This window comes from Streptomyces sp. SPB162 (assembly GCF_029504575.1).
Taxonomy (GTDB): domain Bacteria; phylum Actinomycetota; class Actinomycetes; order Streptomycetales; family Streptomycetaceae; genus Actinacidiphila.
Genome location: NZ_JAQFII010000001.1, coordinates 5,830,201 through 5,843,353, shown reverse-complemented (window position 1 = coordinate 5,843,353; position 13,153 = coordinate 5,830,201). Strand labels below are relative to the sequence as shown.

The window sequence follows — 13,153 nt, the reverse complement described above, 5'->3', positions numbered from 1 at the left end:
TGCCATCACGTGATCAGGCTGTAACCGCAGCCTCGACCAACGTCAGCGCCTGATCGGTGAGTTCCGGACCCCGCGCGGAGAGCCAGTGCACCCGCTGATCGCGGCGGAACCAGGAGTCCTGGCGCCGGGCGAAGCGCTTGGTGGCCCGGACGGTCTCGGCGCGTGCCTCCTCGTCGGTGCAGTCCCCCACCAGCGCGGCCAGTACCTGCTGGTAGCCCAGCGCCCGCGAGGCGGTGCGGCCCTCCCGCAACCCGGCCTCTTCCAGCTCGCGCACCTCGTCCACCAGCCCCGCGTCCCACATGCGGTCGACACGCAGCGCGATGCGCTCGTCGAGCTCGGGCCGCGGCACGTCGACGCCGATCTGGACGGTGCCGTAGATGGAGTCGGGGCCCGGCAGATTGGCCGTGAACGGCCGCCCGGTGATCTCCACCACTTCCAGCGCCCGGACGATCCGCCGGCCGTTGCTCGGCAGGATCGCCCGGCCCGCCTCGGGGTCGACCGCGGCCAGCCGCGCGTGCAGCGCCGCGGGGCCCCGCTCGGCGAGCTCCGCCTCCAACCGGGCCCGGACGGCTGCGTCGGTGCCGGGGAACTCCAGCGCGTCGATGGCGCCGCGCACGTACAGCCCGGAGCCGCCGACCAGCACCGGTGTCCGCCCGGCCGCGTGCAGCCGGTCGATCTCGGCGCGGGCGAGCCGCTGGTACTCGGCGACGCTCGCGGCCTCGGTGACGTCCCAGATGTCCAGCAGGTGGTGCGGCACGCCGCGGCGCTCGTCGGTGGCCAGTTTGGCGGTGCCGATGTCCATGCCCCGGTAGAGCTGCATGGAGTCGGCGTTGACGACCTCACCGTCCAGGGCCTGGGCCAGGGCCACGCCGAGGTCGGACTTGCCGGCGGCGGTGGGGCCGACGACGGCGATGACGAGATCTTTGCTCGGAAGTACGGGGGGTGACTCCCCGGGAGTGTGCAGCACGGGTCCATTCTCCCAAACCCGCGGGTGTCCCACGATCGAGGGACGTGACGCGGGGTCGCCGTGCTCGTTGCCTCTGGAGAGATTCCGCAGGCCGGATTCCGCGTTCTGCGGACCGGCCGGACCCGAGCGGTGCAACGACGCGCCCCGGGCAACGCGGTATGTCGACCTCACGAGCATGGTCTGGAGTAGAAATGGGCGTTTTCGGATGGTTTCGGCGTCAGTCGGCCGACCCGGCAACCGAAGCGGCGGAGGCCGTCACCCTGACGGCGGAGCCGGAGGACGCCGAGGCGGTCGCCGAGCCCGTCGAGGCGGAGCGGGACGCGCGGGCGGACGGAGCCGCGGAGACGGACGCGGAAGCGGAGCCGGCGGCCGAGCCCGTCGGCATCCCGAAGCAGCAGTCCACGGCGGACGCCGCCGACAGCGAGGCCGGTGAGGGCGCCCGCGCATAGCCGTACACCGGCCCACACCGGCGGCGGGAGGCCGCGGGCGCTCCGGCCCCGCGGCCCTCCACCGTCGGCGCCGCCCTTACGTGGCGGCGACTACGTCCACGTGGCGACGAAGTAGCCGACGCCGTACGGCGCGTCCTCGTAGAGCAGCTGCCCGGCCAGGCCCGCGCCGCGCGCGGCGCCCGCGAGGACCTGCCAGGTGGCCCGTCCCGCGACCTGGAGCTCCTGCGCCAGCTCCGCGTCCAAGGCGGCCAGCGCCTGCGTGTCGGCGGCGGCCAGCGCGGCGGCGACCGAGGCGTCGAAGGGTTCCGCCCGCTCGTCCAGATAGCCGGGGGCCTTGAGGGTGCGGCAGGCGCTGCCGTCGCCCATCACCAGCAGCGCGACCCGGTCCGCCGCGGTCGCGATCATGGCTCCGGTGGCCGCGCAGCGGTCCTGTTCGAGCGGCTCGCCCACGCCCAGGCCCTCCAGCGGAGCGGCGGCCCAGCCGCGCAGCAGCCAGGCGGCGACGGCCAACGAGGGCGGCAGCGCACGGTCGGCCCCGACGTCCTCCGGCGGAGCCGCGGACCCTGAACCGAGGCGCACGTCCAGGTCCACGCCGAACTCCCGGAACGAACCCCGCGCGCCCTCGTGGTGCCGCCCCCTGCCGGGCTGCTCCGCAGGACCGATCACCACCAGCCGGTCGGGCCGGGACGCCGCGAGCACCCCGATCGCGTCGGCGCACGCGGCGCGCAGCGTATCCAGTTCGACGGCGGCGCCGGCCGCGACCTCGGGTACGAGCAGCGGGGCGGACGGGCAGACTGCGGCGGCAACGAGCATGCCCGCAGCCTAACGGGGACGATCACCGTTCCGTCGGATCGCGCCAACCCGTTCCGGCGCGGCCCCCTCAGAGCCCGCAGCCGCTCTCCACCACGGGCGACGGCGCCGGAGCGCCGATCGTCGGCAGTCCGAGCATCACGCCGGCCGGCGCCTTGGGGGCGGCGTTGCGCAGCTCCCACGCGTCGCCGGCGCGGGTGCGCCGCACGGAGAGCGCGGGGCGCTCGGCGAGCAGGTGGTGCGGGGCCGCGTAGGTGATCTCCACCGTGGCCATGTCGCCGGGGCGCGGGTCGGTGCCGGCCGGCTTCTCGAAGTGCACCAGGCGGCTGTCGGGCGCGCGGCCCGACAGGCGCTGCGTGGCCTTGTCCTTGCGGCCCTCGCCCTCGGCGACCAGGACTTCCAGCGTGCGGCCGATCTGCTTCGTGTTCTCCTCCCAGGAGATCTGCTCCTGGAGCGCGGACAGCCGCATGTAGCGCTCCTGGACGACCTCCTTGGGGATCTGCCCGTCCATGTCGGCGGCAGGGGTCCCGGGGCGCTTGGAGTACTGGAAGGTGAACGCCTGCGCGAAGCGCGCCTCGCGCACCACGTGCATCGTCTGCTCGAAGTCCTCCTCGGTCTCGCCGGGGAAGCCCACGATGACGTCGGTGGAGATGGCGGCGTCCGGCATGGCCGCGCGCACCTTCTCGATGATGCCGAGGTACCGGTCCTGCCGGTACGAGCGGCGCATCGCCTTGAGGACGGTGTCGGAGCCGGACTGCAGCGGCATGTGCAGCTGGTGCATCACGTTCGGTGTCTCGGCCATCGCGGCGATCACGTCGTCGGTGAAGTCGCGCGGGTGCGGGGAGGTGAAGCGCACCCGCTCCAGGCCCTCGATCTGCCCGGTGGCCCGCAGCAGCTTGGAGAACGCCTCGCGGTCGCCCATGCCCGAGCCGTAGGCGTTCACGTTCTGACCGAGCAGGGTGATCTCGACGACGCCCTCGGCGACCAGCGCCTCCACCTCGGCGAGGATGTCGCCGGGCCGCCGGTCCTCCTCCTTGCCGCGCAGCGCGGGCACGATGCAGAAGGTGCAGGTGTTGTTGCAGCCGACCGAGACCGAGACCCACGCGGCGTAGGCGGACTCGCGGCGGGACGGCAGCGTGGAGGGGAACGCCTCCAGCGACTCGGCGATCTCGACCTGCGCCTCTTCGGCGATCCTGGCGCGCTCCAGCAGCACCGGCAGCCGGCCGATGTTGTGGGTGCCGAAGACCACGTCGACCCAGGGGGCCCGCTTCACGATGGTGTCGCGGTCCTTCTGCGCGAGACAGCCGCCGACCGCGATCTGCATGCCCGGCCGGGCCGCCTTCTGCGGGGCGAGCTGGCCGAGGTTGCCGTAGAGCCGGTTGTCGGCGTTCTCCCGCACCGCGCAGGTGTTGAAGACGACGACATCCGCCCCGTCCGCCCCCTTGGGCGCGCGGACGTAGCCCGCGCCCTCCAGCAGGCCGGACAGCCGCTCCGAATCGTGCACGTTCATCTGGCACCCGTAGGTGCGGACCTCGTATGTCTTCAAACCAGCCACCTCACCGCTCACCCGACCAGGGTACGGGGGCCGCAGGGGTACCGGGAGCCGCGGGCGGGCCCCGCCCCTCGCGGCCCTCCCGCCCCTCGGACCCCACCGGGGCGCGCCGCGCGGGACGGGCCGGCGGGGGCGGCCCTACCCAGGGCGGCGCCCGCCTGGCAGGATCCGGACCATGAACGTCCCCCACCTCGGCAGACGCCGCGCGCTGCAGTCGGTCCTCGCGGCCGCCGCCGCCCTCGCGCTGCTCCTGTGGTGGCTGCTGCCGTCCCGCGGCCCGTCGTATCCGAAGGAGCCGGTCTCGTTCTCCACCGGAGTGGCCGCCGGGGTGTACGAGACCTACGGGAAGATGCTCAAGGCCGACCTGCGAGAGCAGCTGCCCGGGGTGGCGGTGAACCTCCTGCAGTCGCAGGGCTCGGTCGACAACGTCCAGCGCGTCGCCTCGGGGAAGGCGGACTTCACCATCGCCGCCGCCGACGCGGTCGCCGACTACCAGGGTCCCGGCAAGGACGGGCTGCGCGCCTGCGCGCGGCTGTACGACGACTACATGCAGCTCATCGTCCCCAGGGACTCGGCGATCGGCTCCGCCCGCGACCTGCGCGGCAAGCGCGTCGGCGTGGGCCAGGCGGCCTCCGGGGTCAACCTCATAACCCGCCGGCTCCTGGAAGCCGCCGGGCTCGACCCGGCCAAGGACCTCACGGCGGTGCCGGTCGGCATCGACAGGGCGCCCGGGATGCTCAAGGCGGGCGAGCTGGACGCGTTCTTCTGGTCCGGCGGCCTGCCGACCAACACCGTGACCAACCTGGCCGCCTCCAGCAACGTCAAGCTCGTCCAGCTCGGCGACCTGGTGGACAGGCTGCACTCCAAGGGCGACCCGGCGGGTTACTACCGGCAGGCGGTGATGCCCGCCGACGCCTATCCGACGATGCAGCACGGCACGGCCGTCACGACCATCGCCGTCGCCAACCTGCTGGTAACCACCGACCGGGCGGACACCGGGCTCGTCGAACGGCTCACCCGCGCGGTCATCGACAGCCGCGACGAGATCGGCAACAAGGTCCACGCCGCGCAGTTGGTGGACCTGCGCACCGCCGTCTTCACCGACCCGCTGCCCCTGCACGAAGGCGCCAGGCGCTACTACCGGTCGGTGAAACCGTAGGCCAGTTCCCGGCACGCACATGCTGAGGCCCTAATCTCTACGCATGCGTAATGGGGGTACACCAGACGGCGGGCCCCACACTCTCGTCGACGGCCGGTACCAGCTGCAGCGCCCGCTGGGCCGTGGCGGTATGGGCGTGGTGTGGGAGGCGTACGACAACCGGCTCGGGCGCCAGGTCGCGGTGAAGGAGTTGCTGTTCCGGGGCGCGGTGGATCCCGACACCCAGGCCCAGTGGGTGGAGCGGGCGCGCCGCGAGGCGCGGGCCATCGCCCGGATCGGGCACGAGCACGTCGTGGCGGTGCACGACGTGATCGAGGCCGACGGCCAGGTCTGGATCGTGATGGAGCAGGTCAATCCGCGCTCGCTCGCCGACCAGTTGCAGGAACGCGGCCGGCTGGCCGCGCTGCAGACGGCCAGGATCGGCCTCGAGGTGCTGCGCGGGCTGCGGGCGGTGCACGCGGCGGGGGTGCTGCACCGGGACGTGAAGCCGCACAACATCCTGTTCCGCCGCGACGGGCGCGCGGTGCTGATGGACTTCGGCATCGCGACCTTCGAGGGCGCGGCCCAGGTGACCCGGCTGCACGAACTCGTCGGCACCCCGCGGTACCTGGCACCCGAGGCTGTGTACCCCGCAAGGCCGCTCGCCGCGCGAGGCCACGCCCGCGGCCGATCTGTGGTCGCTCGGCGTGACGCTCTACGAGACGGTCGAGGGACGCGCGCCCTTCCGCGGGCCGACCCCGTACGAAGTACTGGAGGCGGTGCGCGAGGAGGAGCCGCCGCCGATGACGTACTGCGGGCCGCTGCGGCCGCTCATCGACGGCCTGCTGGTGAAGGACCCGCTGGCGCGGCTGACGGCCCAGCGGGCCGAGCAGCTGCTGCAGCACGTGGCACAGGAGACCCCGCAGTACGCGACGTCGTTCTACCCGGAGGACGGCCATTCACCGGTCGGGGAGTTCCCGTTGGCGGACGGTGACGGCGTCGCCGGTGGCGCCGGCACGGGGCCGCTGGGACCGCCCGATCCGCCGGCCGGCCCGACGGTTCCACCCGATGCGGCAGGTTCGGCCGGCGCCGACCCGGTCGTCCCGTCCCGCGGCCTCGCCGCCCGGCTCCGCGGCCCGCGCGCCTGGGCGGCGGCCGCGGTCGCGCTGGTGGTGCTGATGACGGCCGGCTGGTTCGCCGTGGACCGCTTCACCACGACCGCGGGCCCGTCCCTCAACAGCTCCGAGACCCTGCGGGCGGCCCGGGAGCGCGGCTACCTGCTGGTCGGCGTGAAGGGGGACCAGCCGGGCCTCAGCGAGCGTGCGGCGCAGGCTCCCGGCGGTTTCCGCGGATTCGACATCGACATCGCGCGGGCGGTGGCGAAGCACCTGGGCTTCGACACGGTGCGGTTCGAGGTGGTCAACACCCAGAGCCGCGAGTACCGGCTCAGCACCGGGCAGGTCGACCTGATAGTCGCCAGCTACTCGATCACCCAGGAGCGCAAGGCCTCGGTGGACTTCGCCGGCCCGTACTACGTGGCCGGGCAGGACTTCCTCGTGCCCGCCCGGTCGACCCGTGTGAACGGCGTAGCGGACCTGGACGGCCACAAGGTCTGCACCGTGCAGGGCTCCACGCCGGAGGCGCGGCTGCGCACCGAGTACCCGCGGATACTGCTGGAACCGCGCGCCTCGTACGGGTTGTGCGTCACCGACCTGCTGGCCGGCACGGTGGACGCGGTCTCCACCGACGACGTCATCCTGGCGGGCTACCGGGCCCAGCACCCGGCCGAACTGCGCCTGCTCGGAGCCCCGTTCGGCAGGGAGCAGTACGGCGTGGGCCTGCGCCGGGGCGAGCCGGCGTTGCGCGGGGCGGTGTGCGACGCCATAAGGGACGAGATCAGCTCGGGCCACTGGAAGTCCTCGTACACCGCGTACCTCAAACCGCTCGCTCCCAAGGAGCTGGCGGACCAGCTGCCCCCCGACCAGACGGAGTGCGGGTAGGGGCCCCTACGAGGTCGAGCGCGGCACCGTGAGGGTCACCGCGAGCCCGGTGGGCTCGTTCGCCGCGAAGGAGAGCCGGCCGCCGCTCTGGGCCAGCAGGACGCGGGCGATGGACAGACCGAGCCCTGAGCCGTCGATGTTCTGGTGGCGGGGGCTGCGCCAGAAGCGGTCGCCGATCCGCGCCAGCTCCTCCTCCGTCAGGCCGGGCCCGCCGTCGGAGACGGTGACGGTCACCTCGTCGTCCTCCCCCGCGACCAGCACCCGGACGTGTCCGCCGCGCGGCGTGAACTTCAGCGCGTTGTCGATGACGGCGTCCAGCGCGCTGGACAGCGCGATCGGATCGGACCAGCCGGTGACCGCGGTCTTGCCCGCGTACTCCAGGACGACGCCCTCGCGCGCGCCGACCGGCCGCCAGGCGCCGAGGCGCTCGCCGACCAGTGCGGCGATGTCGGTGAGGGCGAGGTCGGCGTCCGCGTGCTCCGCCAGTGCCAGCCCGAGCAGATCGTCCAGCACCTGGGCGAGCCGTCTGCCCTCGTCCTGGACGGAGGCCACCTCCTGGTTGCCCTCGGGGAGTTCGAAGCCGAGCAGCTCGATCCGCAGCATGAGCGCGGCCAGCGGGTTGCGCAGCTGGTGGGAGGCGTCGGCGACGAAGGCCCGCTGCTGTTCGAGGACCTGCTCGACGTTGTCGGCCATCTCGTTGAACGAGCGCGACAGCCGCCGCAGTTCGGGCGGCCCGCCGGCCGCCGCGACCCGGGACTTCATCCGGCCGGTCGCGATGTCGTGCGTGACGCGGTCCAGGATCGCGACCGGTCGCAGCACCCAGCCGGTGAGCCGGAACGCGAACAGCACGGCGATGGCCATCGCGGCCAGCTCACCGGCACCGAGCAGCAACCAGCCGTGCAGGATGCGTGAACGCAGCGCCCCGGTGGGCGATTCGGTGAGCACGACGGCGACGACGTCCCCGTCGCGGATGATCGGTGAGGCGACGGCCAGAGTGCGGCGCTGCCAGGGCCACACCTGCTCCGGGTCGTGGCTGCGGCGGCCGGCCAGTGCCGCGCTGTAGGCGGCGTTCGCCTCCCCCTCCGCGGGGAGCCGCCAGTCCGCGGGCGCCACACCCATCGCGGTGCCGTCACGGTAGAAGACCCCGACGCGGATGCCGTACAACTCCTCGTACCGGCTGAGTTCCGAGCGCAGCGCGTGCAGCCGTTCGTCGTCACCCACGGCGCTCGCGGACCGCGGGTTCCTGGCGGTGACGAACTGGGCGAGCGACGCGAAGCGGGCGGTGTCGTCGATGCGGTCGACGACCACGCGCTGCTGCTGCGCGGCGGCCATGCTGGCGGCCAGCGGAAACCCCAGGGCCAGCAGGACGCCCGCCATCAACGCGAGCAGCAGGGGGAGAAGACGCGAACTCAACGGCGGGGTCCTGGGTCTCAGACGGCTGGGACGACGAGCCGGTAACCGACCCCGCGCACCGTCTCGATCAGGGACGGCATCCGCAGCTTGGAGCGCAGCGAGGCGACGTGCACCTCCAGGGTGCGCCCCGTCCCCTCCCAGCTGGTGCGCCACACCTCGCTGATGATCTGCTCGCGGCGGAAGACCACCCCGGGCCGCTGCGCGAGCAGGGCCAGCAGGTCGAACTCCTTGCGGGTGAGCGCGATCGGCTCGCCGCTCACCATAACGCGGCGGGTGGGCAGTTCGATGTCGACCGGGCCGAGCCGCAGACTGCCGGACGGCGGCCGTTCGTCGGCGCCCGCACCGCCCGCGGATCCGGGGGCGGCGGACTCCGCGCCGGGCCGCAGCGGAGGCCGGCGGCCGACCGCGTGGATCCGGGCGAGCAGCTCACCGGTGTCGTACGGCTTGACGACGTAGTCGTCGGCGCCGAGGTTCAGGCCGTGGATACGCGACCGCACGTCGGAGCGCGCGGTGACCATGATGACGGGGGTCGAGGTGCGCCGGCGGATCCGGCTGCACACCTCGAATCCGTCCTGGTCGGGCAGGCCGAGGTCGAGCAGTACACACCCATAGGACGGTCCCTGGGCGGGCAGCAGCGCGCGCAGGGCCTCCTCGCCGCTGCGGGCATGGGTGACGTCGAAACCGTGCTTCGCGAGCACGGCCGACAGTGCGGCGGCGACCCGGTCGTCGTCCTCCACCAGCAGCAATCTCATCGGTTCACCCTCCTTTCCCACATCAGCGATCGTCCCGTCACCGGTCGGACACCCGCCGTCGGCCGGCGCCCGGTACCTACCCGGAATACAGACCGACCGGCGAGGGGCGCGTCAAGGGGGCACCGGTACCTGCCGCGGACTGTTATCCAGCCGGTACGCACGACAACGCAGGGCGCACCGGTCGTGGCGGAGAGTATCCGAATCGTGATGCTCAAGTTCAGCTCAGATGTAATGACGCTCGTCATCATGCATCACTAGGGTCTGCCGAACCGACGAGGATGGAGCACAGGCCGATGAGCGGAGTCTCAGTGACCAAGGACGCCGCACCGGCGACCGAGGACCTGGTCGTACTGGGTGGCGTGAACAAGCACTTCGGCGCCCTGCACGTGCTCCAGGACATCGACCTGACGATCACCCGCGGTGAGGTCGTGGTCGTCATCGGTCCTTCGGGGTCCGGCAAGTCCACGCTGTGCCGCACCATCAACCGGCTGGAGACGATCGATTCGGGCTCCATCACGGTGGACGGGAAGCCGCTGCCGCAGGAAGGCCGTGAGCTGGCCCGCCTCCGCGCCGATGTGGGCATGGTCTTCCAGTCCTTCAACCTCTTCGCGCACAAGACCGTTCTGCAGAACGTGATGCTCGGACAGGTCAAGGTCCGCAAGACCGACAAGAAGGCCGCGGAGGACCGGGCCCGGCAGCTGTTGGACCGGGTCGGCGTGGGCGTCCAGGCGGACAAGTACCCGGCACAGCTCTCCGGCGGCCAGCAGCAGCGGGTGGCGATCGCCCGCGCGCTGGCCATGGATCCCAAGGTCATGCTCTTCGACGAACCCACCTCCGCGCTCGACCCGGAGATGATCAACGAGGTGCTGGAAGTCATGCAGCAGCTCGCCCGGGACGGCATGACCATGATCGTCGTCACGCACGAGATGGGCTTCGCCCGCTCCGCCGCCAACCGGGTCGTCTTCATGGCCGACGGGCGGATCGTCGAGGAAGCGACGCCGGAGCAGTTCTTCAGCAACCCGCGCAGCGACCGCGCCAAGGACTTCCTCTCGAAGATCCTGCACCACTGACCTCGCCCGACGGCCGGCCGGGCGCCGCCGCGCGCGGCCGGTCCCGCACCACCCGCAGCCGCCCGATGGCTGGAACCGACGCTGCACGCCTGACGCTTCACGCCTGACGCATGACGCATGACGATGCACTGACGACTGACGACTGACGACGCAAGGGATGGCCCCATGAATATCCGTAAATCCGCCGCCGCCGGGCTCGTCGTCCTGGCGCTGACCGCGACCGCGACCGCCTGTGGCGGCAAGGACGGCTCGCCGACCGCACCTGGCGCCAAGGCCACCACCGGCGCCGACGCCCCCAAGCTGCCGACGTACGCGCCGAAGACGGGCGTCACGCTCGACTCCGCCGTACTGAAGAAGGCACAGCAGCGCGGCAAGCTGGTCATCGGCGTCAAGTCCGACCAGCCGTTCCTGGGCTTCCAGCCGCCCGGCACCAACGACCGCAACGGCTTCGACATCGAGATCGCCAAGATGGTCGCCGCCGACCTGGGCTTCGGTCCCGACAAGATCGAGTGGAAGACCTTCGACTCCAGCCTGCGCGTGCCGGCGATCAAGAAGGGCGACGCGGACTACTACGTCGGCACCTTCACGATCAACGATGCCCGCAAGAAGGACATCTCCTTCGCCGGCCCGTACTACATCGCCGGCCAGGACCTGCTGGTGGCCAAGAGCAACACCGACATCACCGGCCCGGACAGCGTCAAGGGCAAGAAGGTCTGCAGCATCACCGGCTCCACGCCGCTCGAGCGGATCAAGGACCCGAAGTACGGCGCCGTCGTCAACGCGCTCGGCAAGTACTCGGACTGTGTGCAGCAGCTCCAGACCGGCCAGGTCGACGCGGTCACCACGGACGACGCGATCCTCAAGGGCTACGCCGCGCAGGCGCCCGGCAAGTTCCGGGTCGTCGGCAAGACGTTCTCCCAGGAGCCCTACGGCATCGGCCTCGCGCACGACGACAAGGTGCTGCGCGACGCGATCAGCGACGCCCTGAAGGCGCACCAGGACAACGGCGACTACAAGAAGGCCTACGACGCGACGCTGGGCCTGTCCGGCGCTCCGTACACCGCGCCGCCGGCCCTCGACCGCTACTGATCCCGCAGGCCGCCGGCCGGCCCGCCCGTCACCGTCGTTCCGCGACGTCCGCGGGTGGCCGGCCGGCGGGCCGCAACGCCCTCGTGAGGCCTACCTCGATGCTGCTTCCCGCCGGGGCGCGACCCGTCGTACCCCCCGCACGCCCTGGACCGACGATGCCCTCCTGGCCTTCCGTGCCTTCCTGCCAGACCCCGGCGAACCGGCGAGGTGAACCGCGATGAACGTGCTCCTCGACAATTTCGCCCTGTTCCGCCAGGGGTTCTTCGGGACGCTGTCGCTCACTGGCGCCAGCGCGGTGCTCGCCCTGCTGCTCGGGGTGCTCATCGCCGCGTTCCGGGTCTCGCCGGTGCCTCCGCTGCGGGCGTTCGGCACGCTGTGGGTGACGCTGCTGCGCAACACCCCGCTGACCCTGCTGTTCCTCGTGGCCACCTTCATCGTGCCCGAGGTCCTCACGACCGGCCTCAGCTCGTACCAGCTGGCGGTGCTCGCGCTCGGCTTCTACACCTCGGCGTTCGTCTGCGAGGCGGTGCGCTCCGGCGTCAACACCGTGCCGCTCGGACAGGCCGAGGCCGCGCGCAGCATCGGTATGACGTTCAGCCAGATCCTGCGGCTGATCATCCTCCCGCAGGCGGCCCGTACGGTCATCGCGCCGGTCGGCAGCCTCATGATCGCGCTCACCAAGAACTCGGCGATCGCGGGCGCGTTCAGCGTCACCGAGCTGTTCTCCACACAGAAGCTCCTGAGTGACGAGGGCCTCAACCTCACCGTGATCTTCGTCTGGATCGCCCTCGCGTACCTGATCATCACCTTTGCGATCAGCGGCCTGTTCCGGCTGCTCGAGAACCGGCTGGCGGTGGCCCGATGACGGCGAGTGTCCTGTACGACGCCCCGGGACCCCGGACGAGGCTCCGCAACCGGATCTACACGGTCCTCGGCAGCCTCGCGCTCGCCGGACTGCTGGTCTACCTGGCCGTACGGTTGGAATCCAAGGGTGAGTTCAAGTCCTACATGTGGGACCTGTTCCAGTACTCCGGGGTCCAGCAGCAGATCACGGACGGCGTGGTCGCCACCCTCAAGGCGTTCGCGCTGGCGGCGGTCTTCTCGCTCCTGCTGGCCACCGTCTTCGCCGCCGGACGGCTCTCGGAGCACGACGCGGTCCGGGTGATCGCCACGGCGGCCGTGGAGTTCTTCCGCGCCCTGCCCCTGATCATCATGATCTACCTGCTGTGGGCGACCGTCTTCGAGCCCTTCTGGGCGCTGGTCATCGGCCTGACGCTCTACAACGGCTCGGTCCAGGCGGAGATCTTCCGGGCCGGCATCAACGCCGTGCCGAAGGGCCAGAGCGAGGCCGCCTACGCGCTGGGCATGCGCAAGACCCAGGTCATGCTGACCATCCTGGTCCCGCAGGCCGTGCGGGCCATGCTGCCCAGCATCATCAGCCAGCTCGTGGTGACCCTGAAGGACACCTCGCTCGGCTACCTCATCGCCTACACCGAACTGCTGTACGTCGGCCGCATCCTGGCGGGCAACACGCCGACCCCCGGCAACTATCCCTACTTCCAGGTGCTCCTCGTGATCGGCGCGATCTACATCGCGATGTGCATGGCGTTGTCCGCCGTCGCCACCTGGGTCGAGAAGCGCGCCCGGCGCAGCCCGAAGGGCGCGCCGCCGGCCACACCGGAGGCGGACGCCCTGGTCGCCACCGGGGAGTGAGGGCGGAGTCACGGTGGCGCGGGCGTCCTCCCATCCGCGTTTCCAGGTCCTCGAATTGACGGTGCGTCGGTGGGGGCGTCGGTGGGCGGAGGTGGCCACCGACGCCCCGCCGGTCACTCAAGTGACGGTACGTCGGCTCGTGGAGTGACGGGACGTCGGTTCGTGGAGTGACGGGACGTCGGTTCGCACCGCGCCGACGT

General features: G+C 71.8%; 13 protein-coding genes. 8 read left to right on the top strand and 5 right to left on the bottom strand.

Annotation, left to right across the window (positions count from 1 at the left end):
* Positions 1 to 13: 13 nt before the first annotated feature.
* A complete protein-coding gene (miaA, locus tag M2266_RS26460; protein WP_277441366.1) occupies positions 14 to 964 on the bottom strand; it encodes a tRNA (adenosine(37)-N6)-dimethylallyltransferase MiaA in 951 nt (316 codons plus the stop codon).
* Positions 965 to 1,158: 194 nt separating this feature from the next.
* Here miaA and M2266_RS26455 point away from each other — a divergent pair, with 194 nt between their 5' ends.
* Complete coding sequence (locus M2266_RS26455; RefSeq protein ID WP_277440426.1) at positions 1,159 to 1,416, top strand: hypothetical protein; 258 nt, start codon at positions 1,159 to 1,161, stop codon at positions 1,414 to 1,416.
* 90 nt (positions 1,417 to 1,506) lie between these two features.
* Here M2266_RS26455 and M2266_RS26450 read toward each other — a convergent pair whose 3' ends face one another.
* Positions 1,507 to 2,229, bottom strand: coding sequence for a class III extradiol dioxygenase subunit B-like domain-containing protein (locus tag M2266_RS26450; RefSeq protein WP_277440425.1), 723 nt, complete (start codon positions 2,227 to 2,229; stop codon positions 1,507 to 1,509).
* A gap of 67 nt (positions 2,230 to 2,296) precedes the next feature.
* The gene (miaB, locus tag M2266_RS26445) at positions 2,297 to 3,781 is read right to left on the bottom strand and encodes a tRNA (N6-isopentenyl adenosine(37)-C2)-methylthiotransferase MiaB (protein ID WP_277441365.1); all 1,485 of its coding nucleotides are present in this window, start codon (positions 3,779 to 3,781) and stop codon (positions 2,297 to 2,299) included.
* A gap of 172 nt (positions 3,782 to 3,953) precedes the next feature.
* On the opposite strand from miaB, the gene M2266_RS26440 reads away from it, so the two are divergent.
* The 3 genes from M2266_RS26440 (at position 3,954) to M2266_RS26430 (ending at position 6,916) form a co-directional block, all read left to right on the top strand.
* Positions 3,954 to 4,937 carry a TAXI family TRAP transporter solute-binding subunit gene (locus tag M2266_RS26440; RefSeq protein ID WP_277440424.1) on the top strand — a complete coding sequence of 328 codons (984 nt, stop codon included), beginning with the start codon at positions 3,954 to 3,956 and terminating at the stop codon, positions 4,935 to 4,937.
* A 43-nt stretch (positions 4,938 to 4,980) separates the two neighbouring features.
* On the top strand, positions 4,981 to 5,910 hold the full coding sequence (locus M2266_RS26435; RefSeq protein ID WP_277440423.1) for a serine/threonine-protein kinase: 930 nt from the start codon (positions 4,981 to 4,983) through the stop codon (positions 5,908 to 5,910).
* A gap of 184 nt (positions 5,911 to 6,094) precedes the next feature.
* Complete coding sequence (locus tag M2266_RS26430; RefSeq protein WP_277441364.1) at positions 6,095 to 6,916, top strand: glutamate ABC transporter substrate-binding protein; 822 nt, start codon at positions 6,095 to 6,097, stop codon at positions 6,914 to 6,916.
* 6 nt (positions 6,917 to 6,922) lie between these two features.
* Here the strand turns inward: M2266_RS26430 and M2266_RS26425 are convergent, their stop codons facing one another.
* Both M2266_RS26425 and M2266_RS26420 read right to left on the bottom strand, forming a co-directional pair.
* Entirely contained in the window at positions 6,923 to 8,329 is a 1,407-nt protein-coding gene (locus M2266_RS26425; RefSeq protein ID WP_277440422.1) for a HAMP domain-containing sensor histidine kinase, read from the bottom strand.
* Positions 8,330 to 8,346: 17 nt separating this feature from the next.
* Positions 8,347 to 9,081, bottom strand: a complete 735-nt coding sequence (locus M2266_RS26420) for a response regulator transcription factor (RefSeq protein WP_277440421.1) — start codon at positions 9,079 to 9,081, stop codon at positions 8,347 to 8,349.
* Positions 9,082 to 9,374: 293 nt separating this feature from the next.
* On the opposite strand from M2266_RS26420, the gene M2266_RS26415 reads away from it, so the two are divergent.
* The 4 genes from M2266_RS26415 (at position 9,375) to M2266_RS26400 (ending at position 12,953) form a co-directional block, all read left to right on the top strand.
* Positions 9,375 to 10,151 (top strand): amino acid ABC transporter ATP-binding protein, encoded by a 777-nt coding sequence (locus M2266_RS26415; protein WP_277440420.1) that lies wholly within the window; start codon positions 9,375 to 9,377, stop codon positions 10,149 to 10,151.
* A gap of 165 nt (positions 10,152 to 10,316) precedes the next feature.
* On the top strand, positions 10,317 to 11,240 hold the full coding sequence (locus M2266_RS26410; RefSeq protein ID WP_277440419.1) for a glutamate ABC transporter substrate-binding protein: 924 nt from the start codon (positions 10,317 to 10,319) through the stop codon (positions 11,238 to 11,240).
* A gap of 217 nt (positions 11,241 to 11,457) precedes the next feature.
* Positions 11,458 to 12,105, top strand: coding sequence for an amino acid ABC transporter permease (locus tag M2266_RS26405; protein WP_277440418.1), 648 nt, complete (start codon positions 11,458 to 11,460; stop codon positions 12,103 to 12,105).
* Positions 12,102 to 12,953, top strand: a complete 852-nt coding sequence (locus tag M2266_RS26400) for an amino acid ABC transporter permease (protein WP_277440417.1) — start codon at positions 12,102 to 12,104, stop codon at positions 12,951 to 12,953. Before M2266_RS26405 ends, M2266_RS26400 begins: the two co-directional genes overlap by 4 nt.
* Positions 12,954 to 13,153 lie beyond the last annotated feature (200 nt).

Bases quoted from the DNA above. Each gene is read 5' to 3' on its own strand.
- M2266_RS26455 (WP_277440426.1), top strand. From the start codon at position 1,159: ATGGGCGTTTTCGGATGGTTTCGGCGTCAGTCGGCCGACCCGGCAACC.
- M2266_RS26450 (WP_277440425.1), bottom strand. From the start codon at position 2,229: ATGCTCGTTGCCGCCGCAGTCTGCCCGTCCGCCCCGCTGCTCGTACCC.
- M2266_RS26440 (WP_277440424.1), top strand. From the start codon at position 3,954: ATGAACGTCCCCCACCTCGGCAGACGCCGCGCGCTGCAGTCGGTCCTC.
- M2266_RS26435 (WP_277440423.1), top strand. From the start codon at position 4,981: ATGCGTAATGGGGGTACACCAGACGGCGGGCCCCACACTCTCGTCGAC.
- M2266_RS26430 (WP_277441364.1), top strand. From the start codon at position 6,095: ATGACGGCCGGCTGGTTCGCCGTGGACCGCTTCACCACGACCGCGGGC.
- M2266_RS26420 (WP_277440421.1), bottom strand. From the start codon at position 9,081: ATGAGATTGCTGCTGGTGGAGGACGACGACCGGGTCGCCGCCGCACTG.
- M2266_RS26415 (WP_277440420.1), top strand. From the start codon at position 9,375: ATGAGCGGAGTCTCAGTGACCAAGGACGCCGCACCGGCGACCGAGGAC.
- M2266_RS26410 (WP_277440419.1), top strand. From the start codon at position 10,317: ATGAATATCCGTAAATCCGCCGCCGCCGGGCTCGTCGTCCTGGCGCTG.
- M2266_RS26405 (WP_277440418.1), top strand. From the start codon at position 11,458: ATGAACGTGCTCCTCGACAATTTCGCCCTGTTCCGCCAGGGGTTCTTC.
- M2266_RS26400 (WP_277440417.1), top strand. From the start codon at position 12,102: ATGACGGCGAGTGTCCTGTACGACGCCCCGGGACCCCGGACGAGGCTC.